The 25,235-nt window shown below is 64.9% G+C and carries 25 protein-coding genes, 2 tRNA genes and 1 pseudogene; 7 read left to right on the forward strand and 21 right to left on the reverse strand.

Annotated features, from left to right (window positions below):
* A complete protein-coding gene (locus QSJ59_RS22090; protein WP_285761655.1) occupies positions 1 to 1,260 on the reverse strand; it encodes an ABC transporter permease in 1,260 nt (419 codons plus the stop codon).
* The gene (locus tag QSJ59_RS22095; protein WP_432707523.1) at positions 1,257 to 2,513 is read right to left on the reverse strand and encodes a quaternary amine ABC transporter ATP-binding protein; all 1,257 of its coding nucleotides are present in this window, start codon (positions 2,511 to 2,513) and stop codon (positions 1,257 to 1,259) included. The genes QSJ59_RS22090 and QSJ59_RS22095 overlap by 4 nt, the downstream gene beginning before the upstream one ends.
* Positions 2,514 to 3,050: 537 nt before the next feature.
* On the opposite strand from QSJ59_RS22095, the gene QSJ59_RS22100 reads away from it, so the two are divergent.
* On the forward strand, positions 3,051 to 3,632 hold the full coding sequence (locus tag QSJ59_RS22100) for a rhomboid family intramembrane serine protease (RefSeq protein WP_285761656.1): 582 nt from the start codon (positions 3,051 to 3,053) through the stop codon (positions 3,630 to 3,632).
* 22 nt (positions 3,633 to 3,654) lie between these two features.
* Here the strand turns inward: QSJ59_RS22100 and dcd are convergent, their stop codons facing one another.
* Positions 3,655 to 4,245 carry a dCTP deaminase gene (gene dcd, locus QSJ59_RS22105; protein ID WP_285761657.1) on the reverse strand — a complete coding sequence of 197 codons (591 nt, stop codon included), beginning with the start codon at positions 4,243 to 4,245 and terminating at the stop codon, positions 3,655 to 3,657.
* A 152-nt stretch (positions 4,246 to 4,397) separates the two neighbouring features.
* On the opposite strand from dcd, the gene QSJ59_RS22110 reads away from it, so the two are divergent.
* A tRNA-Gly gene (locus QSJ59_RS22110) sits at positions 4,398 to 4,468 on the forward strand.
* 100 nt (positions 4,469 to 4,568) lie between these two features.
* On the opposite strand, the gene QSJ59_RS22115 is transcribed toward QSJ59_RS22110, so the two are convergent.
* The 12 genes from QSJ59_RS22115 to QSJ59_RS22170 all read right to left on the reverse strand — a co-directional run bounded on the left by QSJ59_RS22115 (position 4,569) and on the right by QSJ59_RS22170 (position 14,030).
* Complete coding sequence (locus QSJ59_RS22115) at positions 4,569 to 5,750, reverse strand: tyrosine-type recombinase/integrase (RefSeq protein WP_285761658.1); 1,182 nt, start codon at positions 5,748 to 5,750, stop codon at positions 4,569 to 4,571.
* Positions 5,750 to 5,977 (reverse strand): helix-turn-helix domain-containing protein, encoded by a 228-nt coding sequence (locus tag QSJ59_RS22120; protein ID WP_285761659.1) that lies wholly within the window; start codon positions 5,975 to 5,977, stop codon positions 5,750 to 5,752. The genes QSJ59_RS22115 and QSJ59_RS22120 overlap by 1 nt, the downstream gene beginning before the upstream one ends.
* Positions 5,977 to 7,641 carry a replication initiator gene (locus tag QSJ59_RS22125; RefSeq protein ID WP_285761660.1) on the reverse strand — a complete coding sequence of 555 codons (1,665 nt, stop codon included), beginning with the start codon at positions 7,639 to 7,641 and terminating at the stop codon, positions 5,977 to 5,979. The genes QSJ59_RS22120 and QSJ59_RS22125 overlap by 1 nt, the downstream gene beginning before the upstream one ends.
* Positions 7,622 to 9,058 (reverse strand): FtsK/SpoIIIE domain-containing protein, encoded by a 1,437-nt coding sequence (locus QSJ59_RS22130; protein WP_285761661.1) that lies wholly within the window; start codon positions 9,056 to 9,058, stop codon positions 7,622 to 7,624. Before QSJ59_RS22130 ends, QSJ59_RS22125 begins: the two co-directional genes overlap by 20 nt.
* Positions 9,058 to 9,306, reverse strand: a complete 249-nt coding sequence (locus tag QSJ59_RS22135) for a hypothetical protein (RefSeq protein ID WP_285761662.1) — start codon at positions 9,304 to 9,306, stop codon at positions 9,058 to 9,060. Before QSJ59_RS22135 ends, QSJ59_RS22130 begins: the two co-directional genes overlap by 1 nt.
* Before the next feature lie 114 nt (positions 9,307 to 9,420).
* Entirely contained in the window at positions 9,421 to 9,840 is a 420-nt protein-coding gene (locus tag QSJ59_RS22140) for a plasmid replication, integration and excision activator (protein WP_285761663.1), read from the reverse strand.
* 127 nt (positions 9,841 to 9,967) lie between these two features.
* Positions 9,968 to 10,783: a protein phosphatase 2C domain-containing protein gene (locus QSJ59_RS22145; RefSeq protein ID WP_285761664.1), complete on the reverse strand. Its 816-nt coding sequence runs from the start codon at positions 10,781 to 10,783 to the stop codon at positions 9,968 to 9,970.
* A 4-nt stretch (positions 10,784 to 10,787) separates the two neighbouring features.
* Positions 10,788 to 11,630: a sigma-70 RNA polymerase sigma factor region 4 domain-containing protein gene (locus tag QSJ59_RS22150; protein ID WP_285761665.1), complete on the reverse strand. Its 843-nt coding sequence runs from the start codon at positions 11,628 to 11,630 to the stop codon at positions 10,788 to 10,790.
* Positions 11,631 to 11,758: 128 nt separating this feature from the next.
* A complete protein-coding gene (locus QSJ59_RS22155) occupies positions 11,759 to 12,157 on the reverse strand; it encodes an ATP-binding protein (protein ID WP_285761687.1) in 399 nt (132 codons plus the stop codon).
* 79 nt (positions 12,158 to 12,236) lie between these two features.
* On the reverse strand, positions 12,237 to 13,031 hold the full coding sequence (locus tag QSJ59_RS22160) for a helix-turn-helix domain-containing protein (RefSeq protein ID WP_285761666.1): 795 nt from the start codon (positions 13,029 to 13,031) through the stop codon (positions 12,237 to 12,239).
* A 37-nt stretch (positions 13,032 to 13,068) separates the two neighbouring features.
* Positions 13,069 to 13,506 carry a hypothetical protein gene (locus QSJ59_RS22165; protein ID WP_285761667.1) on the reverse strand — a complete coding sequence of 146 codons (438 nt, stop codon included), beginning with the start codon at positions 13,504 to 13,506 and terminating at the stop codon, positions 13,069 to 13,071.
* Complete coding sequence (locus tag QSJ59_RS22170; RefSeq protein WP_285761668.1) at positions 13,503 to 14,030, reverse strand: hypothetical protein; 528 nt, start codon at positions 14,028 to 14,030, stop codon at positions 13,503 to 13,505. Before QSJ59_RS22170 ends, QSJ59_RS22165 begins: the two co-directional genes overlap by 4 nt.
* Before the next feature lie 563 nt (positions 14,031 to 14,593).
* Here QSJ59_RS22170 and QSJ59_RS22175 point away from each other — a divergent pair.
* Positions 14,594 to 14,674 (forward strand) — tRNA-Gly (locus QSJ59_RS22175).
* An 88-nt stretch (positions 14,675 to 14,762) separates the two neighbouring features.
* Here QSJ59_RS22175 and QSJ59_RS24440 read toward each other — a convergent pair.
* The 4 genes and pseudogenes from QSJ59_RS24440 to QSJ59_RS22195 form a co-directional block, all read right to left on the reverse strand.
* Positions 14,763 to 15,087 (reverse strand): annotated as a pseudogene (locus QSJ59_RS24440) (site-specific integrase); the annotation flags it as partial.
* A gap of 161 nt (positions 15,088 to 15,248) precedes the next feature.
* Positions 15,249 to 15,548 (reverse strand): GIY-YIG nuclease family protein, encoded by a 300-nt coding sequence (locus tag QSJ59_RS22185; RefSeq protein ID WP_285761670.1) that lies wholly within the window; start codon positions 15,546 to 15,548, stop codon positions 15,249 to 15,251.
* Between the two features lie 843 nt (positions 15,549 to 16,391).
* Positions 16,392 to 17,522 carry a PrsW family intramembrane metalloprotease gene (locus QSJ59_RS22190; RefSeq protein WP_285761671.1) on the reverse strand — a complete coding sequence of 377 codons (1,131 nt, stop codon included), beginning with the start codon at positions 17,520 to 17,522 and terminating at the stop codon, positions 16,392 to 16,394.
* Complete coding sequence (locus tag QSJ59_RS22195) at positions 17,519 to 18,127, reverse strand: hypothetical protein (RefSeq protein WP_285761672.1); 609 nt, start codon at positions 18,125 to 18,127, stop codon at positions 17,519 to 17,521. The genes QSJ59_RS22190 and QSJ59_RS22195 overlap by 4 nt, the downstream gene beginning before the upstream one ends.
* A gap of 672 nt (positions 18,128 to 18,799) precedes the next feature.
* On the opposite strand from QSJ59_RS22195, the gene QSJ59_RS22200 reads away from it, so the two are divergent.
* Positions 18,800 to 19,009, forward strand: a complete 210-nt coding sequence (locus QSJ59_RS22200) for a hypothetical protein (protein WP_285761673.1) — start codon at positions 18,800 to 18,802, stop codon at positions 19,007 to 19,009.
* A 24-nt stretch (positions 19,010 to 19,033) separates the two neighbouring features.
* On the opposite strand, the gene QSJ59_RS22205 is transcribed toward QSJ59_RS22200, so the two are convergent.
* Both QSJ59_RS22205 and QSJ59_RS22210 read right to left on the reverse strand, forming a co-directional pair.
* Positions 19,034 to 19,204, reverse strand: a complete 171-nt coding sequence (locus tag QSJ59_RS22205; protein WP_285761674.1) for a hypothetical protein — start codon at positions 19,202 to 19,204, stop codon at positions 19,034 to 19,036.
* A gap of 637 nt (positions 19,205 to 19,841) precedes the next feature.
* The gene (locus QSJ59_RS22210) at positions 19,842 to 20,579 is read right to left on the reverse strand and encodes a L,D-transpeptidase (protein WP_285761675.1); all 738 of its coding nucleotides are present in this window, start codon (positions 20,577 to 20,579) and stop codon (positions 19,842 to 19,844) included.
* Between the two features lie 290 nt (positions 20,580 to 20,869).
* Between QSJ59_RS22210 and QSJ59_RS22215 the strand changes: the two genes are divergently transcribed.
* From QSJ59_RS22215 to QSJ59_RS22225, 3 genes are all read left to right on the forward strand, one after another.
* Positions 20,870 to 21,571, forward strand: coding sequence for a response regulator transcription factor (locus QSJ59_RS22215; RefSeq protein WP_285761676.1), 702 nt, complete (start codon positions 20,870 to 20,872; stop codon positions 21,569 to 21,571).
* On the forward strand, positions 21,564 to 23,528 hold the full coding sequence (locus QSJ59_RS22220) for a sensor histidine kinase (RefSeq protein ID WP_285761677.1): 1,965 nt from the start codon (positions 21,564 to 21,566) through the stop codon (positions 23,526 to 23,528). The genes QSJ59_RS22215 and QSJ59_RS22220 overlap by 8 nt, the downstream gene beginning before the upstream one ends.
* Before the next feature lie 500 nt (positions 23,529 to 24,028).
* Positions 24,029 to 25,235 (forward strand): nitrate- and nitrite sensing domain-containing protein (locus QSJ59_RS22225; protein WP_285761678.1); only part of this gene is annotated, 1,207 nt, incomplete at its 3' end.

Here is a 25,235-nt window from a genome sequence, read left to right on the forward strand (position 1 = left end):
TCAGGAAGCGGCGGACCGCTCCGCTCGTGCCTGCGGGGAGTTGCTGGTGATGGCCGCGGTAAGGCGGTCGAGGAAGACTGCGAGGATCACCACGGCGATACCGCCCTCGAAACCGAGCGCGCCGTCGTTGCGGGAGATTCCCTGGTAGACCTGGCTGCCGAGGCCTCCCGCACCGACCATTCCGGCGATGACCACCATGGACAGGCCGAGCATGATCACCTGGTTGACGCCGGCCATGATCGTGGACAGTGCCAGCGGGAGCTGGATACCGGTGAGGATCTTTCCGGTGGGGGCCCCGAACGCTTCGCCCGCCTCGACGAGTTCCTTGTCGATCTGGCGGATTCCCAACTCGGTGAGGCGCACGCCCGGGGGCATCGCGAAGATGACCGTCGCCACGACACCGGGGACCGCGCCCAGCGAGAAGAAGAAGATCGCCGGGATGAGGTAGACGAACGCGGGCATCGTCTGCATGAGGTCGAGGACCGGCTTGACGATCCGGCTGACCACTGCGTTGTAGGCGGCCAGGATGCCGATGGGAATGGCGATGACGACCGCGATGAGGCTGGCCACGAGGACCAGCGACAGCGTGGACATCGCGTTCTCCCACTGACCGATACCCACGATCACGGTGAGCGCGATGACGGAGAACAGGCTCAGCTTCCATCCCGCCACCACAAGCGCCAGAGCGCTCAGGAGCAGCACCATCAGCATGGCCGTGGAGTCGGCGATGAGGTCCGGCACCGCGGGGAAGGCGAGCCAGCCCAGCAGGATGACGGCGAGCCAGCCACCGCCGACGACGGCCGCACGGCGCAGTGCTGTCTGCTTGACCGCGGCGATCACGACTAGGGCGATGAGGAAGCCCAGGGCGATCACGAGGTTGGCGTCGACGTAGTCCTGACCGAAGAGGCCCATGGCCCACAGGAACAATGGGGCCGGGAGCTGGTTGACGATCAGGTTGCCCAGCCCGAAGAGCCACTGACCGATGTAGAGGGCCAGGACCACGCCCGTGGTGATGAGCGTCGGCAGCCGGTGCGGCCGGACCAGCGCCGCCGCGATGATTCCCGCTGCGATGAAGGTGAGCTGAGCTGCCTGGGGCTCGGTCAAGAACGAGCTGAGGAGATTGACCAACCAGGAGATGGTGTCGCCGATGACGTCGAAGACGGGGGCGAAGTTCGACTTGAGCCAGCGGTTGAACGCCTCGAAGGCGTCACCGATGGGCAGGCGCGGCGGGAAGGGCGTGAGCCAGGTGTAGGCGTTCAACGCGTCTCCTCCTCGTTCTGCTCGTCGGTCCGGGGCTCGTCAGCGGGTGGCGGCTCCTCTGACGGTGGGTCGGCTTCCTGCTCGCCCTGCGCGGCCTCGCCCTCCCCGTTCTCGGGCGGAGCGAGCGCGGCCAGAAGGGTGATCCGGGGGATCACTCCGACCAGACGCCCCTCGTCGTCCACGACGGCCAGCGGATAGGGGCTGGTAGCAGCCTGCTGGAAGAGTTCGGCGATCGGGGTGTCGGGGTGAACCCGCTCGATAGTGGTCTCGACCGTGCCGTTGAGGTCTGCTGCGCCGGTGCGAACCGCCTCACCGATCGCGTTCTCACTGACCAGACCGACGAGACGACGGTCGCGCTGCACCACGAAGGCGACGGTGGTCTGGTTCTCGCGGATGGTGCGCAGGGCGGCGCGCGGCCCGTGCCCGGGATTGATCACCGGGATGGGCGGTTCCATGACCGAGGAGGCGGTGAGGACCCGGGTGCGGTCCACGTCCTCCACGAATTGGGCCACGTAGTCGTTGGCCGGGTCGTTGAGGATCTCTTCCGCGGTACCGATCTGGGCGACACGGCCGTCGCGCAGCACACAGATGCGATCTCCCAGGCGCATGGCCTCGTTGAGGTCGTGCGTGATGAACACGATCGTCTTGCCGAGGGTCGCCTGGAGCTCGAGCAACTGGGCCTGCATGTCGCGGCGGATCAGCGGGTCGAGGGCGCTGAACGCCTCGTCCATCAGGATGATGTCGGTGTCGGCGGTGAGCGCGCGGGCCAGGCCGACGCGCTGCTGCATACCGCCTGACAGTTGCTGGGGAACGTGGTTCTCCCAGCCGCCCAGTCCGACGAGGCTGAGCGCGTGCATGGCCTTCTGGTGGCGCTCCTCGCGGGCGATGCCCCGGACTTCGAGGCCGTAGGCGGCGTTCTCCAGAACGGTGCGGTGCGGGAAGAGCGCGAAGTGCTGGAAGACCATGCTGATCTTCTCACTGCGCACGGCGCGCAGGTTCCGGGAGGACAGCTTGGTGATGTCGCTGCCGTCGATCTCCACCGACCCCGAGGTGGGGGGAAGGAGTCCGTTGAGCATGCGGATCAGCGTCGACTTGCCGGAGCCGGAGAGCCCCATGACGACGAAGATCTCCCCCGGCTCGACCTCGAAGGACACGTCGATTACCGCGGCGGTGACGTCGAGTTCCTTGATCTGGTCGCGATGGCGTCCGTCGGACAGCAACTCGACGGCTTTCGGTGCCCTTCTTCCGAACACCTTGTACAGGTTGGTCGCACGTACAGCTGGCACGGTCTCCTCTTCGGGTCTGCCCTGCCGCGAGAAACGTGAGACCTGACGGATGCCTCGCCCCCGCTTGTTCGCACGGCGCAAATTCCTTGTGACGCGAGCGCGCTCGTGGCGGCCACCGCGACCTCGACAGAGGAACTGCTTTCGAAACTTCCCGGCGAACCTGAACCAGCGCGCTGCTTACGCCCGTTTTAGGTAGATAGATCACCATACAGACGCCGACCTGGGGTTTCCCTTGGAGAGATCACAGGGAAATAACGCGTTTAACAGCGAAAAAACACAAACACCGACTTGCGGCAAGCAAACCCGGAGCCCAAACATAAGAAGATGTGATTTGAGTCACCTATCAAAAACAAGTGACGTAGGTCACTTATTTTCAGGATTTTTTCCCTGTAGTGCGACCTACGCCACTCGGACGAACACCCTCGCACGACCAGACGCCACCCCGATCGACCACCACTCTCCGTCACCGAGCCGACACGCCAGTCGTCGCATAAGCTTGACGGCGTGACGCAGTCCCGAATTAGCGCCGTTCTGACCGTCGTCGTACTAACCGCAGCAATGTGGGTATTCGAGATCATCGACTACTTCGCGGGTGGATCGCTGGACTACAGCTTCGGCATCCGCGCGTGGGATTTCGACGCACCGTGGACGGTGCTCACCGCGCCCCTCATGCACGCCAACTTCGCGCACCTGATCGCCAACTCCGTACCGATGCTGGTCCTGGGCTCGCTCGTGGCCCTCAGCGGACTGAGCAGGTTCATCTGGGCGTCGCTCATCATCGCCGTGGTCAGCGGGGTGGGCGTATGGCTGCTCGCCGCACCCAATTCCCTCACCGTGGGCGCCAGCGGACTGATCTTCGGCTACTTCGGCTTCCTGGTGCTGCGCGGGATCATCGAGCGCAAGACGATCGACATCGTGGTGATGATCTGCGTCGTGATCTTCTACGGCACGATGATCTTCGGCGTACTTCCCCAGGGACAGAGCATTTCCTGGCAGGCACACCTGTTCGGTTTCATCGGTGGCCTGCTCGCCGCCTACATGCTGCCGCGACGCAATGCCGCCCAGCCCACCCTCGACTACCGCTGACGCCCCGGGGACGGGGAACGCGCTAGTCGTCGCCGGGGACGATCTCCTTGCGGTCGAAGTTCTGGTAGGACCTCGACGGGGTCGGACCGCGCTGGCCCTGGTAACGGGATCCGTACGCCGAGGAACCGTAGGGGAGCTCGGCCGGCGAGGTCAGCCGGAACATGCACAGCTGGCCGATCTTCATTCCCGGGTAGAGCTTGATCGGCAGCGTCGCGACGTTGGACAGCTCCAACGTGACGTGGCCGGAGAACCCGGGGTCGATGAACCCCGCCGTGGAGTGGGTGAGCAGCCCGAGCCGGCCCAGGGAGCTCTTGCCCTCCAACCGGCTGGCGATGTCGTTGGGAAGCGTGACGGTCTCGTACGTCGAGGCGAGCACGAACTCGCCGGGATGCAGGATGAACGCCTCGTCACCGTCGGGCTCGACCAGCCGGGTCAGTCCCGGCTGCTCGACGGCGGGGTCGATGTGGGGGTATTTGTGATTCTCGAACACCCGGAAATAACGGTCCAGACGCACGTCGATACTCGACGGCTGGACGAGTCCGGCGTCATAGGGATCTAGTTTGACCTGGCCGGATTCGATGGCGGCCCTGATGTCACGATCGGAGAGAAGCACGGGGACGAATCTACCGGCTCGTCGACCCGCCCCGGCCTGGCCACCCCTGCGACCTCGGCCACCGGCGCAGTGAGGGCGCACACGAAGGATCTCTTCGCATGAGTGCGCCGAGTAAGGTAATCTTCGTTCCGAGCGGTCAGCCGCTTGATGATGCGGATGTAGTTCAATGGCAGAACTTCAGCTTCCCAAGCTGATAGCGCGGGTTCGATTCCCGTCATCCGCTCCGCAGCACGAAGGCCCAGGTCAGGGATAGTTTCCCGAACCTGGGCCTTCGTCGTTCCAGGGGCGTTTTCAGGGCCGCGTGCCAGATTCCTGCCAGATACTCAGCCGACGGGCCCCGGGCCCGGTTCCCGCCCGTCACCGTCCGTGGCGGCGGAGGACTCGGCCGCACGAGCTTTCCGGAGTTCTTCCTCGGCCCGCTCCCCCAGCGCGTCAGCGATGTCACGCGCCCGACCGTCGCGCGCGTGCAGGTAGATCAACGCCGCCCGCGTGCTGGAGTGGCCCATCCGGTTCATCAACTCCCGAAGGGACGCCCCGGCCTCAGCCGCGAACGTGTTTCCGGCGTGCCGGAGGTCGTGCAGATGCACCCCTTCCAGACCGACCGCCGCACACGCAGCCGCCCAGTAGTGGGAGAAGTTGGAGCGCCGCAGCTGGCCGCCCCTGGCACCCACGAACACGAACGCCTCAGGGTCGTTGCTTCCATACGTCTTGCGATGCCGCCGAAGGTCCGCGATCACCAGCGAGGGCAGAGCGACCGTGCGGTAGCCCGCCTTGGACTTCGGTGTGCCCTTGACCAACGTCGCCATGTCGTAGACGGTCTCTCGCACCGTGACGGTGCGCGCGTCCAGATCCAGCCAGCGCCACCGCAGTCCCGCGAGTTCGCCCCACCGCAGGCTGCCGAACGCCGCAAGCAACACCAGCGCCCGGTACCGGGGGTTGATCGCATCAGCGAGCTTGTACACCTCACCCACCGACAGCGCCGGACGTTCCTCGGCGTACTCCTGGCCGGCACCCTTGATCTGACACGGATTCTTGCGGATCAACTCGTCTCCAACGGCGGTGTTGAGAATCGCGCGCATCAGCCGATACGCCTTGGCCACGGTGCTCTTGCCGACCTTGGACTTCCGCCGGGAGGTGCGCCACGTGCGCACGTGGGCTTCCCGGATGTCCTTGATCAGCATGTGTTCGAAGGTCGGGTTCAGGTGCAGGCGCAACAGCCCCTCGTAGAGCTGTTCGGTCTTGGGGCTCAGCTCCCTTTCGTCCAGCCAGCCAGCCGCGTAGACGCCGAAAGGCACCGCCCCTGCGTCAGGGTCCACCCATTCCTGCCGAGCGATCTCGGCCTCTTTGAGGCTCAGCCACCGCTCGGCGTCCTTTCGGGTGGCGAACGTACGATCAGCCGGACGCTCCACACCGTCCGGGCCCCGGTAGCGCGCTTGCCAACGCCTTGACGAGATCTGCCGAACGGTCCCGAACTGGCGGCGGAACCCCTTGCTGTTGCCACCCATCAGGCCGCCCTTCCCGTCTTCAACCGGACCGGTTCGACGAGCCCGGAGACGATCAGGTCATCCAGGGCGGTTTCAGGGATACGGATGTGGCGGCCGATCCTCACGAAGGTGATGCGGCGTTCCTCGATGAGGCGACGCGGGTAGCGTTCACTGGTGTTCAGGCGTTCGGCCGCCTGCGCCACGGTCAGAAGGCGGCCGACGGGGAGTTGATCGGGCGTGGCGCTCATCAGGCGGCCTCCCTGGTTGCCGAAAGGTCGTTGGTTTGTCTCGCTTGGTCGAGTTGGGCGCGGCGTTTGAGTGACTCCCCGACTGCTCGTAGTAGGCGGTGTTCGCGGGGTGGAACGTCGGGGTCGGTGGGTCGGGCCAGTTCCCACACGGTGTTGCGGTCGGTGGTGGCCAATCGGACGGATGTGTCGGTGTTGTCGGCGGTGGGGTCGATGCCGAGGGTGTCCAGGACCCAGGCGAGGCGGTCGGCCTTGTGGTCGGCCAGGGTCTTTCCCGACCACTTGCGCGAGACCAGGACCCGGCGTCCGGCATATCCCAGGTATTCGCGTTTGTGGGCTTTGGAGGAGCAGTAGCCGGGTCGCATTCCGGCTTTGGCGTCTTTGGGCTGTACGCCGTAGCGAAGCCAGTTGGCACACCGGGGTGAGCACGGTTCGAAGCGCAGCGCGTGGACGAGGCGGTCAACGTGTTGTTCCTGTCGGTCGGTCTCGATCGCGTGGCACCCCGCGATGTCCTTGGTGAGGTACTTGGCGAGGTAGCGCACACACCGGTCGGCATCAGCCGAGCCCGCCAGGACGCCTTTGGCGTCCACCTGGGGTCCGAAGCGCACCACGTGCATGGGCTCGGCGTCCTCGTCAGCGTCGAGGGAGTCCAGGGCGTCATTCCAAGTGGGCAGGAGTTCCCCGGTCGCAGAGTCGAGGTAGGTCTCCCCTGCCTCATCCCAGACGGGCAGGTTCTCGCCCGCGTAGACCACTTCGTCGGTGGTGGGCCACCACACTTGGTGGTAGGTGGCGGCGGCGATCTGCTTCAACTCCGATCGGGGGATCGTTCCCCGGGTGGCCATGTGCAGGTGGGGAGCCAAGCGGCGTTGGGGTTCCACCGCCGCGAAGTACTGGACGTCAAACCCCACGACACGGCGCAGGTTTTGCACGAAGCGGTCGATGAGCTTGGAGAAGTGCAGGGCGTCGCGTGCGGCGCGCCGGTAGTCATAGGTCGAGAAGTCGACCGGGGTTCCATCGGAGCGCACGCGGCCGTAGGTGTCGCAGGTGAGGGTGATGAACAGTGAGGGCCGGAAGGTCGCACCCGATTCGGGGTCGGTGAAGGTCTGTCCCACGGTTCTCTTGGTCATGGGTCGTTTGGGCAGGTCGGGGACGTCTTGTCGGCGTCGGGTGGAGCGGGTGCGACGCGACTTGGGCGGGGCATCGGGGGAAGGTCCGGCTTTGCCGCGCAGGCCCGAGGCGCTGATCTCGGTGTCCAGGTCCGCGATCGCCGCATCGAGTGCGGCCAGGTCCTCGGGGGTGGCGTGTCCGGTCGCGGCGAGCTGGTCGCGCTCAGCGGTGACCACGGCCCGCTTAGCCACCCATTCCTGTTGAGCTTGCGTGGGGTCGTCGGGGGTGATGACCGGCTCGTTCGTGAGGTGCCAGCCCTCTTCGCACTGGGTGCGCCGGATCGAGCGTTTCCTCTTGGCACACGCTGGGCACCGGGATTCAAGCGTCGCACCGCACGGCACATCGACGATGGAGGTGGCCCCGGTGTCGAGGTCGGTACGGCGCAGGGAGACGGGGCGGATGCACACGCCCTTGTCGGCGGCGATCTGCTCGGCCACTTCCCGCGCCAGGGGTTGGGCCATACGCTCGGCCCGGGTGGATTTACCGGTCGGAGTCGGCATCAACACTCCCCGTCTCGGTCGCGCCGTAGTCGTTGGTCATGGCGGTGATGTCGTCGTCGGAGACGTAGGCCGCGCGCACGCGCACCGGCACGGGTGAGCCCTCCAGGCGCACGAACGCCACGCCGGGTAGGTCGGGGTCGATGAGGTGGGCGTTGGCTCCCCGGTCGCGTGCGCCTTCTCCGAGGACCATGTCGACCTGGGTCGCTTCGTCGAGTCGTAGGGCGATCTTGTCGGGGAAGAGGTTGCGCAGGTTCATCACCTCTTTGCGTGGGTCTTGGAGTGCGGCCAGGACGGTGAAGCCGACCGAGCGGCCTTGGCTGGTGAGGGTGGCGATGGCGTTCTCCGCACGTCGGCGCACGTCACGGTCGGGGTGGTAGGCCGTCAGGAACGCGACTTCGTCCAGGACCACGACCACAAACGGGTCAGCCACCGTAGGGGTATGTGAGCGCTGTTTGCCCGCGTAGCGTTCCGCTCGTTCCTGCATGTCGGTGACCGCTGTTTCGAGGAGGGTCACCGCGGATTCGCCGGTGTCGGCGTAGCGGGCAAAGAGGGTGCGGCCGTAGGACAGTTCCATTCGTTTGGGGTCGATGGCCCACACCTGCGCGGTTCCATCCGCGAGGGCGGGGAGCATGGCGCGGATGGCCGACCAGATCACCGAGCCCTTGCCCGCACCCGTCACCCCGACCACCAGGACATGGGTCCCGTGCAGCTTGAGCAGCCAGGGTGTGCCGTCTTCTCGCTGGCCGACCGGGAGAGCGTCCAGGTCGGGGACCTCAGGCACGGGTAAGGCGTCGATGGGGTTGGCGAGGGTGTCGCGTCGGGGGAACTCCAACACGATGTCGCGGGCACCGAGGGTGGTGACGCGGCAGGAGGGTGCGCCGAATCCGTGGGCCAGCTCGGTCACGCGCTCCTCGAAGTGCGCGGGTGTGGTGCCGGCTACCAACCTCACTCGAACCCGGTCGGACCACTGCGAGCAGGTGACCCGGCGGATGCGGGGCAGGTATTGGCGTTCGGCGTAGGTCTCGGCCAACCCGGCGACGACCAGGACGGGTTGCCAGTGGCGCCGGTAGATCCACACCCACCGCCACGCCGCCACGACCCGAAGGCCGAGGAGGGTGCGAAACGTCGAGGGCCAGCGCCGCCACCACACCAACAACCCGATATCGACCACCGACCACAGGGCCGCCAAAGCGCCCCACCCGAGGAAGTAGCCGACCAGCCCCGAGACCGTCACGGTCCCCACAGCCACGGGGAAACGGAAGGGCAGGCGGGCGAGGAAGGCAACGATGCGGCCGATCCAGCGCCCGATGATCAGGATTCCCGGAGTCTCAACAACGGGGGTGGAGAAGCGGAACGCGTGGGCGGGAACCGGGGCGGTCAACGTGACCTGATGGGTTCCGGGCTTGTTGGACAGCATCAGAACCCCTCCCCGTTGATCCGGGCGCGTGCGGCGGTGAGTTGGGCGCGTGCGTTGGCCGCCACCCGGATCGCGTCGGGGTCGGGTGACTCGTGCGCGATGCGGTCCATCAGGTCGGCTTTGCGTTGGAAGAACGCGAGGTTGTCGGTGGGGGTGAGGTCGGTTCGAGCGGCGCGGGTCTGCACGTCAGTGAGGAAGTCCGCGATGTCGCTGGCGGTCACCGGGCGCGGGTGTTGGGGGGACGTCATAGCCTGTAGGCACCTCTTCTTGTTGTTCGGTTGGGAGACCGTGGAGCTTTGAGAGGGTTTTCGGGGCGGTCTGGTGTTGGCGCATCAGACCGCCCCACTCGCGTGTACGGGGGCTTACGCGGCGTCCTTGGCCGCAGCGGGCGGAGCCGGGGAGCGGCGGTTACCCGAGGTTCCGGGGGTTTTCACTCCGCGAGCGCGCAGGGAGTAGGCCACCCGGGGACGACGCCCCGAGTCGTCGACGTAGGGCATGACCGCCATCGCCTCGAACTCCACCGGCCGAAACGGCAACCCCGGGACCTCATCAGGCAGGGTCGGGCAGTGCTCGGCGGCGACCTTGACCTTCACACTCTTGGCCTTGCCCCGCGCGTTGGGATCGGCGTCGATCACATCCACCGCCCACAACGGCAACCCGTTGTCCTTGTCGGTCTGGGGCTTCTTCGTCTCGAAGTCCGTGATCGCCTCCACCCCCAGCGCGTAGGCACCGTTGGGGAAGACCACACCGAACTCCACCGGCAACGCACCCTGAATCGCCATCAGTCAGCATCTCCACTCTTTGTTCACCCCCCTCGACAGTGCGAACCGTGCGCCGCAAGACAGACTGTCTAGGGGGTATGGACAGTGAAGATAGCAAACGACCCGAGCGACTGTCCAGGGGGGCTAGTCAGTTGCCGGGTCGCCAGACGGCGGCGGTGGCGTCATCGTGGTGTTTGGAGCGCGGCCAGCGCTCACCGTCGTTGTCGGAGTTCTCGGCGTGGCGTACCTGATCGATCAGGGCGCGTGGCCCTTCTGCGGCGAGCAGGTCGAGGGTGGCGCGCCAGGTAGCCAGACCGAACCGGTCGGTGAGGCGACTCGCACCGTCGGAGAGCAGCGCGAACCCGTCCAGGTCCGCGAGTGGCACGCTTCCCGTGATCGCCTCGTAGGCGCTGTGGGGCGTGGCCGCAGCGACCCAGAACCCGCCGGAGGCGTTGCGGCGTTTGGACAGCCCGGTCTCGTAGTCGCGGCGCTCTTGGCCCTGTTCATGCCCGGCGGAGGGGGGCGTGTGTCGCCGTAGTTCGCGGCTGACCTGGCCCAGGCGGTCATCGGTGATGGCTACCGGGTCAGCGCCGCGCACGTCCAGCAGCAGCACCGAGTCCGAGAGCACCAGATAGTCCAGGTGCTCACCGGTGAGGCGGACCAGGACCACGGTGGCCGAAGGCGTGTCGGGGTTGTCCAGGTCGCAGGTGTGGGAATGCAGGGACGCGGTGGCGGTGATCGCTTCAGCCAGAGCGTCGGCCAGCTTCCCATCAGACCGAGTCGTGGCAAGCAGGAGCGCGCCGAGGGTGCGGGTGTACCAGGCCACCCCGTGAACACATCCGGAATCGATGTGCTCAGGTGCGCCGGCCCCGTCCAGGAGCACCGCCGCGTTGGTGCTCACGGCGGCGAAGTCCTCGTTGTCGCGGTCGGTGCGGCCGGGGTCGGTGGCGAGGCGGTAGGGCAACGGGTCAGTCCTGGTCGTGGCGGTACAAGGGCGTGGCCAGCTCGGTCCTCACGGGTTCGCTGGTGTGGGGGTCGTACTCGGTGCGCACCAGGACCGAGAAGTTCTCACCGGCCACCTGCCCCCACAGCGTCGCGATATCCGTGGACAGCAGATGTGCCACCCCCAGCGAGCCCACCGGGTGAATCCCGGCGATGGCCAGGATCGAGCCCTTGCCATCAGGCCGGGGCAGCCGACCGAGATAGGCCATGTCATCGGCGCGGGCCGGAGTCTCATCCGAACCGGCCCGATACACGGTTTCGGTGCGGGTGTCGCGCAACTGCCAGGGCCGACCGTCTTCGCGTTCCCAGCGAAACACGGGGTCCTTGTCGTAGGTGAGGCGCATCGCCTCAGACATGCGCGGCCCACACACCACCACCAGACCGGGGCGGTTCAGGTCGATCTCACCAGCAGCGGAGACGTGATCGTCGGTGACGGTGAGGTCGAAGCTTCGCACCAGGTCTTCCAGGCGCTTGCCAGTGTTGAGGTCTTCCAGCGAGACCACCGAGCGGTCTTTGTCGGGGTCGTGGCGCAGTGGCGTGACGATGGTGACCGTGCCCGAGCCGAAGAACGCCCCTTCCGGAGCGGGGCCGGAGTGGCGGATCTGGTGGATGCGCCCACGGCTCAGACCCGCCTGCGCGGCGATCTGGGCGTAGGAGAGCCCTTGAGCGTGCAGGTCTTGGATCATGTTCCGACGAAGCCGCGACAGGTCGGTGACTTCCTGCTGTGCTTCGGCAAGGCGTTCGGTGGCCGCGCGCAGCAGAACGAACGGGTCATCGATCGCCGCGATGCGTTCGTACTCACTCGACACGCGAGCTCCCCCTTTGAATCGGTCTCCTTCAAAGCTTAGAGCTCTAGACAGTGGCGGGTCGACGACCTCACCAGATGAGGAACTGACCGCCTTGAACAGCCTACGGCGCCGAGGGATGGGAGGCCCGGTCATGAAGCGGAGTCAGCGACCAGTTCGGCCCAGATGCGCTGTCCGGACGGGAAACAGTCCTGTCCCCACTCCTTGGCCAGCAGGGCGACGATGGCCAGGCCACGGCCGTTTTCTTGATCAACTGGGGGGAGCTGGGGGTTCAAGTCCACATCGTTTTCGGAGCCGAGATCGACCACGCTCACCCGCACCACACCCGAGCGCACTTCCAGCCCCAGGATGAAGGAAGCCGAGTACTCCCCGCTCAGTGAGTGCAGCACCGAGTTGGTGACCAGCTCGCTCACGATCAGCTCGGCACTGTCAACGCTTGGGTGCCCGGCGAGTACTTCCCGGGCGAACGAGCGCGCTTCGCCCACCTTGTCCAGCAAGGCAGGGAACATCCGCGACCACTGTCGATCCATCACGACCACCATCGTCTAGAGGACTACGCAGTTCAATGCTCAGCAGCGTAGACCTCTAGACGATAGTGATTCAATGATTTCACTGAATCACTGTGGTGAGCTTCCTGAAGTCGTCCCGGATCTCCCGCAGTAGCGCCCGCGCGTCATCCCCGGTCAACGCGGACGGCTCGATCGCCTCATAGGCAGCCCGGTAGTCGGCCACGGCATCCGGCTCGGTGATGGTCAGCTCAGCCGTGAACGTCTCCACCGAAACCGCCGTGTCGTCGTAGATCGTGAACCCATGCGGAGGCACCACGTTCAACCCCGCCGACCATGGGATCACCCCAAACCAAACAGATTTTTGTTCCATAACTGAAATTAGATAATCAATCTGACCAGGCATAATTGTTACGGAACCAGGCCAAGTTCGAAGCGCACCCTCAGTAACTAAAAATTCGAAAAAACAATCAGGATCACGAAAAAGATTCCATTCGACTCGACGGCCAGCTTTAACCAAATCAGAATATTCAGAAATGCGGAGCAGTCTAGGAATAACGGCAGATTGAAATTCTGCCACAAAGGTGGCAGATTTCTCAAACCCTCGAATATTTTCAGACTTTAGAGAAAAACCCGAATCAATTCGACGTACATTTTTAGCTTCATAAACCAAACGAGCGTCAAAGAAAAGGGTCTCTATTCTCCGATCGCGCATCGGCAAAGTCGAAATGATCCGATCAAGCACTCTGAAAGACCGAATTTTGTAGCCATTTTCAACTCGTGAGAGCGTAGACTGGTCAATTTCTGCCCGCCGAGCCAACTCCCGACCCGACCAACCGACTTCCAATCTTAATTGCTTTATTTTTTCGCCTATTTTTTTAAGTTCAGCATTTTCCAAATTTCAACTTCCCGCCAGTTAAAAAGCTTCACTCATCCTAATTTTCTTCGTCAACAAAAAGGACGCTAGGCACCTCCGCTGCACCCCCTTCAACCAGAATAACCGGATCACCAGGCTCAATATCATCGTCTTCAAAATCTACCCCGGAATTAATCCGCTCGACCCTCTTCTCCCATTTTGGCGAAGAGAATAGCTGACTAATCGCCACACCACTTCCGCCAACATTAACGGTTTCCGACCGGTAAGTCCGAAGTAGCGCCATTCTTGCAGAGACCTTGACTACTCTTAGTGGGAGTTTGACTTTACGCATCCCCCCAAGCTTTTCTCCAGTATCTGGATCTTCAATAACCTCTATCTCTTTAGGTAGGACAACAAATACAAAATCAAGGTCGACCCCGTCCTCTTCCCCCTTATTGATCAGCATCTCCCTCTCACTAAGGATCCGGACTACTTTTCCAGAAATCGAATTACTCATTCTCGCTCTCCATTCATCTTCTCTAGCCGCAATTCTTGTTCGCGAGTGGCATAATCAAGAGCTTCGGGAGCAATATCTCCCCAATTTTGGATTGCAGTCGTTGTCTGATGATGGACGTTATCCAAATCAGATCCAACTCTTTCTAAAATATTATTAATTCTATCTAGCATAATCTGTCTTTCTTTAAAACCTTCCAGAAAATCGGCTCGTCCAATCTGAACTGTTTTTATAATCTTTTTCAAATAAAGTAGGACGTCAAATAGATGCCTAATAGAACCTTGAACATGACTTGAGATAATTTCAGAAGTCTTGTCTTTTTGAAAAGTGCTCCCCAAGCGTGCTCCCGCCACTGCTGAAGCCACTTGAAGCATGGCACTCAAAGTTGGTCCCGGATTAGCTAGAAGAAGAGAAAGTGAGCAAACAAGCAGGAAGCCTGTAAGTAAAATCATTTCCCAGATTTTTCGACGTTTACTTATATTCGAAACAAAACTCCCCTTTCTCTCTCTATGAAAATCTTCTTTCATATTCCCCGAATCCAATCAAATAGTAATTTAAAATCGAAGTCTGCCGAATTATTCTATATGAAATCAAGGCTCCGGCGCTTCGCGCCTTCGCAGTGGGGCGGCTGGGCCCAGGCTGCGGGCTGCCGCCCGGTCCTGGGCCCAGCCGCCCCACGTAAATGGTTTATTCGGTTTTTTGAGCATCCCAGCACTCTGCTTGACGCCAAGGCATCGCTAAAACTGACGTTTCTTGCAAGCTCTACGTCTGCTGTGGCCGCTTGTGGCTGATGGCGTCCTCGGATCGCGTGGCACTCGTTCGCGCGACACTGTCTGTCTGTGGTTCCGTCCTCAGCGCGACCGAGCACCACGCCCCGAGGCCGTGGCGAGCCGCCGCTGTGGTGACCCGAAGCACGGGTGACCGTTCCCGTCGCCCATCCCCGTTCGCTCACCGCACCGCCCCCTTCCGAGAAGGCTATACACAGTGGGTGACATCACTTGGAACTGTCGTCGTGCCAGATTCTTGCCAGATGCAGCGGCCAAACAAGGTGACTGGCGGGGACTCAGCAGACACGTCTTCAAATAACCGCAGTTCAGCGAAGTACCAGGTCAGCACTGATGTCCGTAGGACGCTTCCCAAGCTGATAGCGCGGGTTCGATTCCCGTCATCCGCTCCGCAGCACGAAGGCCCAGGTCAGGGATAGTTTCCCGAACCTGGGCCTTCGTCGTTCCAGAGGCGTTTTCAGGGCCGCGTGCCCGCTACGTGCCCGATGGCCTGTCGCCGCCGTCCTCTTCCGACGGGTCGGGCCGACTCTCGCGCCACTGGTTCAGCTCCTTCTCGGCCCGCTCCCCCAGCGCGTCGGCCAGTTCCCGAGCCCGGTCGTCCCGCGCGTGGAGGTAGACCAGAGCCGCTCGCGTGCTGGAGTGACCCATCCGCCACGCGAGTTCGCACACGAACGCCCCGACCTTCTACCGCGTAGGTGTTCCCGGGGGCGGACGTCCTCCAGGCCCACGGCCGTGCAGGCGTCCCCCAGTACTTCGAGAAGTTGACCCGACGAAGCCGATTACCGCGCACATCAACGAATCGGACACACCGAAGCCGCAGGTGAAGGAGGAAGCGGGCTGGTTGTCCTTGCCGACTCCTCCGCAACCGGCAAGACCAACACCTGCTGGCAAACTGTCCAACCTTTGGCAGGCCTCGGTTGGCGGCTGTGGCATCCGTTCGACCCAAGCCGCGCCGTCAAATCATCCCATTTCACCAGCCTCCCGGTACCGTGGCCGCTGGTTGTATCCATACTCCGGGTTGTTCGCACCGTGTTCGACGATCAATACGTTCTCACGTCGACGAACTTCGCCATCTGTGGCGGTCTCGGACTGCCAAAGAATCTGTTTGCGAATCACGAAATCCTGAAGTTCGGCATGGTCGAAGTCTCGATAAAGAAACTCCTTCGAAGGGCTCCCAAAGTAGGTCAGTCGACTATCAGTGAGATCTGAACCGACATAGATTTTCCCGTTGGGATAAGTGATCTTGTAAATGACCTTCATGCGATAACTTTAACAACCCAAGCTGACAAAAACCCCAGTGCGGTTGACAGTCTGACCACCAGCGGCATCAGAGGGCTCACACCCCGATGGGCCTTGGAAATGTGACCGATCCCGTTGCGCTCACAGAGTTCACGCCAGACCCCTGAGGGAACGAGATGGTGGCGCCTGTCCGCTGGCAGCAGGGTTCCAGCTCGCCTCTTCCTCCCGCTTAGGAGAGACGTGCGTTTCTCACCGAACCCGTGAGTCCATGCCACACCTGGCAGCCAAAAACGGGGACATTGGCCATAGCGGAGAACTAAAGAAAATCGCTTCAGGAAACGAAGCGCACTGGAAACCTCCAGAAGAGTTTCCGGCTATCCAAACTGACGAAACGAGCATCATTCCCATTACCTCCTTTCCACACAGCACTCCGTCAATTGAATATTCGATTCAAGCTGTGACCCGTGAGGGTGACCTGGGCGGCGCAGGTCGTACACCCGGAGGGTGCACGGGGTCCAGTGCAACGTGGAGGAACTCGGCGCAACGGGGGATGCGCAGTGCCGCCGTCTGCGGATTCTCGTATTTTGGCAGTTCACGCCGCTACCGGCGGGCAGTTCGATTCCCGTCATCCGCTCCGCAGCACGAAGGCCCAGGTCAGGGATGGTTTCCCGAACCTGGGCCTTCGTCGTTCCAGGGGCGTTTCAGCGCTTCCGTGCCACATACGTGCCACACACCGGACGCGAGGGATCAGCGGCGAGCCCTGACAGGTCCGAACCCTTCAGCCGATCTGGCGCTCCACCAGGTCGGCTGAAACCAGATCCGGACGTGTGCGCCGACTCTCCGTGAAAGATCGCGTTGCGCCGGTCAGCCGCTCCGCATGACGGCGCGAGCCTCGACCGCGTCGATCAACTGTTCCTGACGCCTCGCAGCCTCGGCACGCCCGCTTTCGGGCACGGTGCGCAGTGCCTTGCGTCGGCTGCCCCTTCGCGCCAAAGCCAGGGCGTGCGAACGTTCCATGCCGACCTTCTCGCCTTCCTCGGCCAAGGCCGCGAGAACACGACGACGATAGGAGCGACGGATAACGAAATACAGGACCATCACGACCGTGAAGTTGAGCAGCACCTTGAGCAGGATGCCTGCCCCATCCGGCAACAGGGGCGAGTTGAAGAGCAAATGCAGGCCGATCGCCGTCACCACCAACAGGGCCGCAGTCACCGCGCGGCGGGGATCGGGCCGCCAACCGCTCGCGGCCAGCAGTCCGACGGCCGTACCGGTAAGAGCCGACAGCGCCCAATGGGTACCCAGCCCGGTGACCAGCACCCGCACGACCGACGACAGCGTCGCCGCGAGAAGACCGTTCACCGCTCCGGTCTGGATAACCGAGATGAGCGCATAGAGGAAGTTCTCGACGCCTTGGAAACCCAAACCGGCCAGGGCCCCGATCACAAACCCGTCCACCGGCCCGCGCACCACGCGCGGGAAGGCGAGAGCGATCAGGACGATCCCCACAAGCTTGAGCAGTTCCTCGTTGAAAGGACCGGTCAGCGCCGCCTCCCACGCGGTTGCACCGTCGAGTTTGGCCAAAATCCCGGACAGCTCGTTGTTGGCCATTAGGGCCAGACCGGCGGCACCCGTGAAACCCCAGGCCACCGCTATCAGTGAGACGCTCGCGGCGGGAGGGCGGACCGGTCGGATCCGCCGTAGTACCCAGTAACCGAAGAGCAGGGTCAAGGCGCAGACCACGAAGGCCAGGGCGGCAACGCCGGGGAAGACGCGGATCTGTCCCCAGAACTGGAAAGCCAGTGTTCCCGCGCTGAACAGACACAGGAATGCCAGCGCGAGTTTCGCGGCCGGAGCCACCGACGTCCGGCCCTCAACGTCGCTTTTTTCGGTGCCTGCCGGTTCCGTGGTGGAGACGGGGAAGTCGCCTCGCGGGCCGGGAACCGCATCGACGGTGTCCCTGGGGAGAAAGGGGTTCTCCTGCGCTTGGCTCATGCATCCTCCTTTTTGTCGGCGAAGACCACGGACCTGGAGGCTGCGCCCAGGACCTCTTCCACGTCCGTCGAGTGCTCTTGCGCGCTGAGAAGCATCTGCACGGCCGCTTCACCGTCAGGGGCCGGATACAGCACCGCTACCGCCTCGTGCCCGCCTCCCCGGACCGCGCCCGTGAGCCCTTCCACCCCCTGGTCGGAGGTGATCGGTGAAGGCGTTGCCAATCGGGTTCCGGGAGCCTTTGTCCGGAGGATGTCTCCCATGCCCTTCCACAACCGGGCGGCGTCGGCTGTGGTCCCCCCGGCCAGAGTCACGGGAACGACCTGAAGTCGGAGCGGCCCCCGTACGAACAGTTGGGCTTCGTTCGTAAACCTCTCGGCGTCGAAATCGCGCACCCAACCGCCCTCGGCCAGGGTCAGGGAGATCCGGCGTTGCGCGTCCTCTTCGAGGACGACCTCCGCCCCGACGGGCACGGGCTTGGTCCCCGGCAAAATCGTGTTGACCGCGAGGGCGCCCCCGACCAGAAGGACCACCACCGCCAGGGCCACACCCATCACAGCCCACTGCCTTCCCGTCGACCGCGTGCCCGACTCTGTCGGTTGCGCCATGCTGTGCTCCTCCATCCACACGGTTACCGGCTTCCGTTTTTTGAGGAGACAACCGTGGAGCGATCAGCCCAAAAGGACACGGCGCCTTTTGCGCATATTTCACTTCTTCATGGCGAATCGATCGATGATCGGGAGACTCGATCGCATGGGAACAAAAGTTCAGAGGTCCGGGCCGGAGCCCAACGGACTCCGTACCCCAGTCGGCGCACAGGACCGACGCGACGTCGGCGGCTGACCGGGATCAGAGGTCCGGGCCGGAGCCCAACGGACTCCGTACCCCAGTCGGCGCACAGGACCGACGCGACGTCGGCGGCTGACCGGGAAACGTGACGGCGGGCAGCGGCGTGCACCGTGAAGCCCCAGGCGCACACAGCGGTGGCCTGGCCATGGACAGTCGCTGTCGTTCTCGTCCGGAAGGCCGAGTCGACTCTTCCCCACCACCCGGTTCGGGTTCTTCTCGGCCCGCTCCCCCGATGCGCGACCACCCCGACCACCGGGTCGGGATGGCACGGCGACACTCGCCAAGTGCACCTTTTGCCGGAAACGATCGGTTTGATGGCTTCCCGTGCGAGGGGTTGGGCTCTACGCTCGGCGCGAGTGCTTTTGCCGATCAGTGCGGCACGGGTTCTTCTTGCCGGCAGGAATCATGCGATGGGAAACAGGTTCGTTAGCGTGCGCGACAAGACAAAGCAGTCCGCGGTGATGTTGTTGGCGGTCGGTCTCGCCTGGTTGGTGATCGGCGTGATGCGGCTGTCCGAGGCCAACTGGATGACGTGGCTGTCGTTCGCGGTTTCCGCGATCTTCGTCTTCCTGGGCGTCACGCAGTGGATCAAGCACCGCAATCACGCCGGCTCGCCCGATCCCGAACAGCCCGCGCCGTAGGCCGGGGGCGCGGCGGCGACGCCCTCACCGAGGACGCGGGTCGTTCGCCGCCGGGACGACCTCGCCGCGTTCGCCCTCCGGCTCGGCCGGGACCACCAGGAGCGCGGAGACGAGTGGGAGAACCCGGGCCTCCACCGTTGCCTCGAAGCGCTCGCCTGATGGATCGGAAGCGCCGACGGCTGGGTACGACAACACCCGTCGCACTTCCTCCTGACGGGGACCGGACCTTCTTCTCCAACGCCCTCAGCGGCCACCGTCTGCGAATGACCCGCCGTTGCGACCGGCACACCGGTCGGCCTCTCGGCCAACCATCCCCGCTCACACGACAGGGAACCGCGGGTCGGGCGGCTAGGAGGCCCGCCCGACCCACGGTCGGCAACTCTGTTCGGTTCGGGGTCAGCCGGTGTAGGTGGGGACGTCTTCGACGGGGGTGGCCGGGGTAGGCCGCTCCGACTCAACCGGGGTAGGCCGCTCCGACTCAACCGGGGTAGGCTCCTCCGGCTCGGCCGGGGTAGGCCGCTCCGACTCAACCGGGGTAGGCCGCTCCGACTCAACCGGGGTAGGCCGCTCCGACTCAACCGGGGTAGGCTCCTCCGACTCGGCCACCGGACGGGGGGCGGAGTCCTCCGCGAGAGCGGTTCCGAGTGCGCCGAACCCCAGCATGCCGCCGCACAGGGCGACGATCGCTGCGCCGTTGACCAACGTCGACTTGAGTGTCATGTGTCCTTGTCCTTTGTGCTTCTGTGTTGGGTGGAGGGGACGGGGTTCAGACCCCGCCCCGGCGTCCTGGAAGGTATGTGGAGCGTGTCGCGCGGACCGGGCCGCGGCGCGCTCAGCTGATGACGACCGGGGTCCCCAGTCCGAGGTTCTCCGCGATCCAGGTGATGTCGGCATTGGTCACCCGTACACACCCGTGGCTGGCAGGTCCGCCGAGCGCGTCGTCCTCGTTGGTGCCGTGGACGGCGAGTTGGCCGGGACCGCCGGCGAAGGACTCCAGTGTCGGGGAGAAACCGCTCAGCCCGTAGGCGTAGGCGCCGTAGGGGGTGTCGTCGGTGGGCGGCTTGATGAGCTCGGTGAAGTAGTAGGTCCCGGGCGGGGTGGGCGTCTCCTCCTCTCCGGAGGCGATGTCGCCCTCCCGCATCACCTCGTCGCCCTGGTAGACGGTGAAGCGGTGCTCGTCGAGGTCGACCTCCAGACGCTGGTCTGTCCGGACGAGCTCGACGTCGGCGGCCTTCACCCACCCGGTGCTGCCGTTGGGCCGCACCGGCAGGAGCACGTTCAACCAGTCCCCATCGGTGGCTCCGACCAGGAACGTGAGCGGCGCCCCGTACTCGTTGGGGCTGGCCATCGTGGTGACTTCACCGCCCCCCTTCTCCGTGTGGACATCGATGCCGTCTCCGGTCACGGTGGCGATCTCGACGGAGAGTTCCTCACCCTGCCGCGCGGACTCCTCGACGGGGGCGGCCTCGGACTGCGCGCCGCAGGCGGCGAGGGTGAGCGCCAGGAGCAGTCCCGCGACGGTTCGCACGGCCGCGGCTCCTGCGGAACGCGGGAAGCGGTTGGTGGGCATGGGGGTCCAATCTGGTCGGCGACCACAGCGGTCGAGCGGGTGCCACTGCCGCTACAGCCGTGTCGCACAAGGCTCGACGGCCGGCGGGACCAATTTCGGTTCTACTGCCGGGAGGGTTTCCTCCGGCCCGCTGGAAGCTTCACCGATGAATGTGAAGAACCCGCGAGGAAAGCGTGCGCAACCCGTGCGTTCGCGCCCGACGCCGGTTATCCGCACGTTTGGGAACATACGATCGGTTTCGCGCTCGGCCTTCCCCCGGCGCGGTCCCGGAAAGCGGAAAGGGAAAACGCGTGTGCGCACACGTGCTGGTGGCCGAGGACGACACCATGCAGGCGGAGGTGATCCGGCGCTACCTGGAGCACGACGGCCACGCGGTGCTGGTGGTGCACGACGGCCACGCCGCGATCGCGGCGGCCCGCCGACACCGTCCGGACCTCATGGTCCTGGACGTGATGATGCCGGGGACCGACGGCCTGGAGGTCTGCCGGATCCTGCGCGCGGAGTCCGACGTCGCGGTCCTGATGCTGACCGCGCGCTCGACCCAGGACGACCTGCTCGCCGGGCTCGACCTGGGCGCCGACGACTACATGACCAAGCCCTACAATCCGCGGGAGCTGATGGCACGGGTGCGGACACTGCTGCGTCGGGTGCGGCGCACCCAGCGCCCCGAGGACCGCACGCTTCGGGTCGGCGCCGTGACCGTGGACCCGGTGCGTCACCTGGTAGAGGTCGCGGGGAGCCGGGTGGGCTGCACGCCGGTGGAGTTCCAGCTGCTGGAGGCGCTGTGCGCGGAGCCCGGGCGGGTGTTCACCCGGGCCCAGCTGCTGGAGCGCGTGCACGGGGCGGCGCTCTACATCACCGAACGCAGCGTCGACGCACACATCAAGAACCTGCGCCGAAAGATCGAACCCGTGCCGCGACGGCCGGTGCGCCTGCTGACCGTCTACGGGGTCGGCTACAAACTGGTGGACCCGGAGTCCGGACATGCGTAGACGCCGGCCCCGTACGCGAACGCCCGGTCCCCGCCCCCACAACCGGCTCTCCGTCCGGCTGATGGGCGGCTTCGTACTGGTGGCGGTCTCCTCGGTGACCGCCACCGCGTGGGTCGCCGTCCAGGGCACGTCGGGGGCGATCCTCACCGAGCAGGGCCAGACCCTGGCCGATGACACCCGCATCTACGACGAGCTGCTGGGGTACGCGGCAACGCATTCGGACTGGGCGGACTCCGGCGGACTCGTGTCGGAACTGGCGGACGACACCGGGCGCCGCATCACGCTGACCACGCAGGAGCGACGGACCATCGCCGACTCCGCAGTGGAGGGGACTCCTCTCCGGGGGCGGGTGTCCTCGGTGCTCGATCCGCTGGCGGTCGACGCGGCCCTGGTCGCGGAGGCGTCGCCCATCGACTCCCGCGCGGTGGGGCCGTTCGCCCTGACCGACGAGGAGAGGGCGGAGAAACTGGAGCTGGCCGAGGCCATCGTCGACTGCCTCACACTGTTGGGCGTCGAGTCGCGGGTGGTCGTCAACCCCAGCGGGCGTCCCGGCGTGGACACCCGGTCCACGTCGCTGAGCGGTATTCGGCGGACCGTTGCGGAGGCGGCGGAGCGTCCGCCGCCGGGCCACTGCGTCGAGGCGCTTCCGGTGGCCTCACCCCTCCCCGTGGTACCCGTACCGGAGGAGCCGACGGAATTCGACGAAGATCTCCTGGTCCAGGGGTTCCCGATGAACGACGGCCTGGCCGAACTGGCCTTACCCACCACAACGGAACGCGACGCTCTGGAGGAGTTGAATGCGCTGTTCTCCGAGTGCGTCGGAGCGGAGGCGCGAACCCCGGCCCTGGACCTGGCCGATGCCCTGCCGTTGCTGGAACCGTCCGACGCCGGGAGCAGCGACCACCCGTCCGATCCGTGCGTGGAGTCGGCTCGGCGCGAACTGCTGGGCCCGTTCACCGCACCGGCCGCGCTGCTGTTCATCAGTGACCCGGTCGAGGAGGAATCCTCGGGGCTGGCCCTGTCCCGGGAGGGGATGACGCGGATCGTCGGACTCGTGGCGGTCGTCCTCGCCCTGGCGGTAGGGGCGAGCATCATGCTGTCCTCCCGTCTCACCCGGCCGTTGCGCATCCTGACCGACGCGGTGCAGCGCGTGGGCTCCGGCGAAGGGGCAACCGGTGTCAGCGTGTCCGATCGCGGGGAGATCGGACAGTTGGCGGAGGCGTTCAACAACATGTCGCATCGGTTGGCCCGGTTGGAACGCCAGCGCAAGGACATGATCAGCGACATCTCACACGAACTGCGCACACCGCTGGCCAACATCCGTTCCTGGCTGGAGGCGGCGCAGGACGGGTTGGCCGACCTCGACCACGCGCGCAGGGCCACCCTCATCGGTGAGGCCCTGCTGCTGCAACGTCTCATCGACGACCTCCAGGATCTGGCGCAGGCCGATGCCGGGAAACTGCGGCTCTATCCGGAACCCGTCGACATGAGCGAGATCGTCGCCCAGGTGGTCGCGGGACACCGCAGGGGAGCCGAGAGCGGCTCGGTGAACCTGGCCGGCACCCACAGCGGCGACGTCACCGTCTCCGCCGACCCGTCCAGGATGCGTCAGGCACTGGGCAACCTGGTCTCCAACGCGTTGCGCCACACACCTCCGGGCGGCCGGGTCACCGTGCGCGCCTTCCGGGTGCACCGCGAGGTCGTGGTCGAGGTCGAGGACACTGGAGAGGGGATCGCCTCCGACCATCTCCCTCTGCTGTTCGACCGGTTCTGGCGGGCCGACAAGTCACGCAGCCGCCGGACCGGTGGCAGCGGCCTGGGGCTGGCGATCGTGCGCCAGATCGTGGAGCTGCACGGCGGCCGGGCCACGGCCGCGAGCACTCCCGGCGAGGGAAGCGTGTTCACCCTTGCCCTGCCTGCCGACACCCCGGAACCGGTGGACACCGATGCACGGTAGCGGGCCGGGGCGGTACCGCTGTTTGAGGGGGTTTCCGGTTGGGCCCTGAGCGTGTCGTCACGTATTCCGGAAGTGGTTATCAATCCGCTTCGACTTCACCTCCCCAAATCAGCCCTTTGAGTGACTATTGAAAAACTCTCTGTACTCATTGCAGGTCGATAGCCAAATTACGCACGGCGGCGCCGAGTGGGACTGCCGGACCCCAGAAGGAACAAAGCACACTTAACCCGCCATTGAATGACTTTCCGCTCTGCCCATTGGCCCGTCGAGGACGCTTCTGCTAAGGACGACACGGGCGCAGCACCGGACCCATATTCCAGCGGATACCGAAATCGGCTACGCCACACCGGGTCGGTGGTCTTTACTCAAGGTAGCGACCCGATGACGAACCCCCGACAGTCGCGGGACCGGCATCGGTCGCAGCCGCCCCACCGCGGCGCGCCGCAGACCGCCCCCGCGACGCGGCGCGCCCGGCGATCCAAGGTCTGGAGGAAAGCGCAGTGCCGTCAGCACGCACGCGACGGAACCAGTCGATCAGGTCCCGCCTTCGCAGAATCGTCCTCGCGCCCACGGCAGCCCTCGTCGTCCTGTGGTTGATCGTCAGTTGCTACCTCGGCTACAACGCCGCTTTGCAGTACGCGGTGAGTCGGGGCAGCTACGAGATCCTGGTTCCGGCCGCGCATGCGCTCGTGGCGGTGATGGACGAGCGCTCGGCGACCATCGCCTACATCGAGGCCCCCGCGGAGACCGGGGACGACCTGAACCGCGCCCGCGAGACCTCCGACGCCTTCATGACCGACGTTCTCGGCAAATTCGAAGGGGTGCTGCCGCTGTCACCGGAACCGGTCCAGCAACGCATCACCGACCTGGACGAGCAGTTCGGGGCCATCTCGGACCTGCGTCTTCGCGTTGACGACGGCCAGGCGTCCCGGGCCGAGGTCCTGGAGTTCTACAACGGCCTGATCACGTCGGGGGCCGACCTCTTCGACGAGCAGTCCCGCTCCGTGCCGGCTGCCGCGGCCGTGGGCCCGGCGATCACGGCGACCTACACCTTCCGCGCACTCGACCTGTTCGCCCAGGCCGACGCGCAACTGTCGCAGGCATTCGCCACCGGCGAGCTGAGCCGCGAGGACCAGCAGGAGTTCATCCGGCTCTACGGCGCCTACCGCGAGCAGGTGCAGACGGTGGAGAAGTACCTGTCCCCCGAGCACGAGACCGCGGTCTCGGACATGTGGGAGGACCCCGATTACGTCCGCCTCACCGAACTCGCGAACGTGATCGCCTCCCGCGAGGTCACTTCCACGACCGACCCGTTCACCGGTGCGTCAGACGAGGACCTGTCCATGCCGGTGGGCGAACAGGAGTGGCGCGGCGCCTACGCGCCTGTCATGCGCGACTACACCGAGGTGGGCACCGACGAGGCGATCGCGTCGGCAGGCATCCAGGAGGGGTTCGCCAACCAGTCGGTGCTGGTGGCCGTGCTGGGCAGCCTGGGAGTGGCCGCGGCAACCGTTCTTGCGCTGATGATCTCCACGCGGTCCTCCCAGCAGTTGGTCGGCCGGTTGAGCGATCTTCGCGAAGGCACGCAGGAGTTGGCCGACCGGCGCCTGCCCGCCCTCATCGACCGCCTCGGCCGCAACGAACCCGTCGACCTCCACACCGAAGTCCCCGACCTCGACGTCGCCAACGACGAAATCGGCGAAGTCG

It is taken from the genome of Nocardiopsis ansamitocini (genome assembly GCF_030268225.1).
GTDB lineage: Bacteria > Actinomycetota > Actinomycetes > Streptosporangiales > Streptosporangiaceae > Nocardiopsis_D > Nocardiopsis_D ansamitocini.

Excerpts from the sequence above, each read along its gene's own strand:
- QSJ59_RS22155 (WP_285761687.1), bottom strand. The coding sequence starts at position 12,157 with ATGGATCGACAGTGGTCGCGGATGTTCCCTGCCTTGCTGGACAAGGTG.
- QSJ59_RS22140 (WP_285761663.1), bottom strand. The coding sequence starts at position 9,840 with ATGGCGATTCAGGGTGCGTTGCCGGTGGAGTTCGGTGTGGTCTTCCCC.
- QSJ59_RS22165 (WP_285761667.1), bottom strand. The coding sequence starts at position 13,506 with ATGAGTAATTCGATTTCTGGAAAAGTAGTCCGGATCCTTAGTGAGAGG.
- QSJ59_RS22185 (WP_285761670.1), bottom strand. The coding sequence starts at position 15,548 with ATGAAGGTCATTTACAAGATCACTTATCCCAACGGGAAAATCTATGTC.
- QSJ59_RS22125 (WP_285761660.1), bottom strand. The coding sequence starts at position 7,641 with ATGCCGACTCCGACCGGTAAATCCACCCGGGCCGAGCGTATGGCCCAA.
- QSJ59_RS22220 (WP_285761677.1), top strand. The coding sequence starts at position 21,564 with ATGCGTAGACGCCGGCCCCGTACGCGAACGCCCGGTCCCCGCCCCCAC.
- QSJ59_RS22190 (WP_285761671.1), bottom strand. The coding sequence starts at position 17,522 with ATGAGCCAAGCGCAGGAGAACCCCTTTCTCCCCAGGGACACCGTCGAT.
- QSJ59_RS22120 (WP_285761659.1), bottom strand. The coding sequence starts at position 5,977 with ATGAGCGCCACGCCCGATCAACTCCCCGTCGGCCGCCTTCTGACCGTG.
- QSJ59_RS22170 (WP_285761668.1), bottom strand. The coding sequence starts at position 14,030 with ATGAAAGAAGATTTTCATAGAGAGAGAAAGGGGAGTTTTGTTTCGAAT.
- QSJ59_RS22195 (WP_285761672.1), bottom strand. The coding sequence starts at position 18,127 with ATGGCGCAACCGACAGAGTCGGGCACGCGGTCGACGGGAAGGCAGTGG.
- QSJ59_RS22130 (WP_285761661.1), bottom strand. The coding sequence starts at position 9,058 with ATGCTGTCCAACAAGCCCGGAACCCATCAGGTCACGTTGACCGCCCCG.
- QSJ59_RS22210 (WP_285761675.1), bottom strand. The coding sequence starts at position 20,579 with ATGCCCACCAACCGCTTCCCGCGTTCCGCAGGAGCCGCGGCCGTGCGA.
- QSJ59_RS22115 (WP_285761658.1), bottom strand. The coding sequence starts at position 5,750 with ATGGGTGGCAACAGCAAGGGGTTCCGCCGCCAGTTCGGGACCGTTCGG.
- QSJ59_RS22135 (WP_285761662.1), bottom strand. The coding sequence starts at position 9,306 with ATGACGTCCCCCCAACACCCGCGCCCGGTGACCGCCAGCGACATCGCG.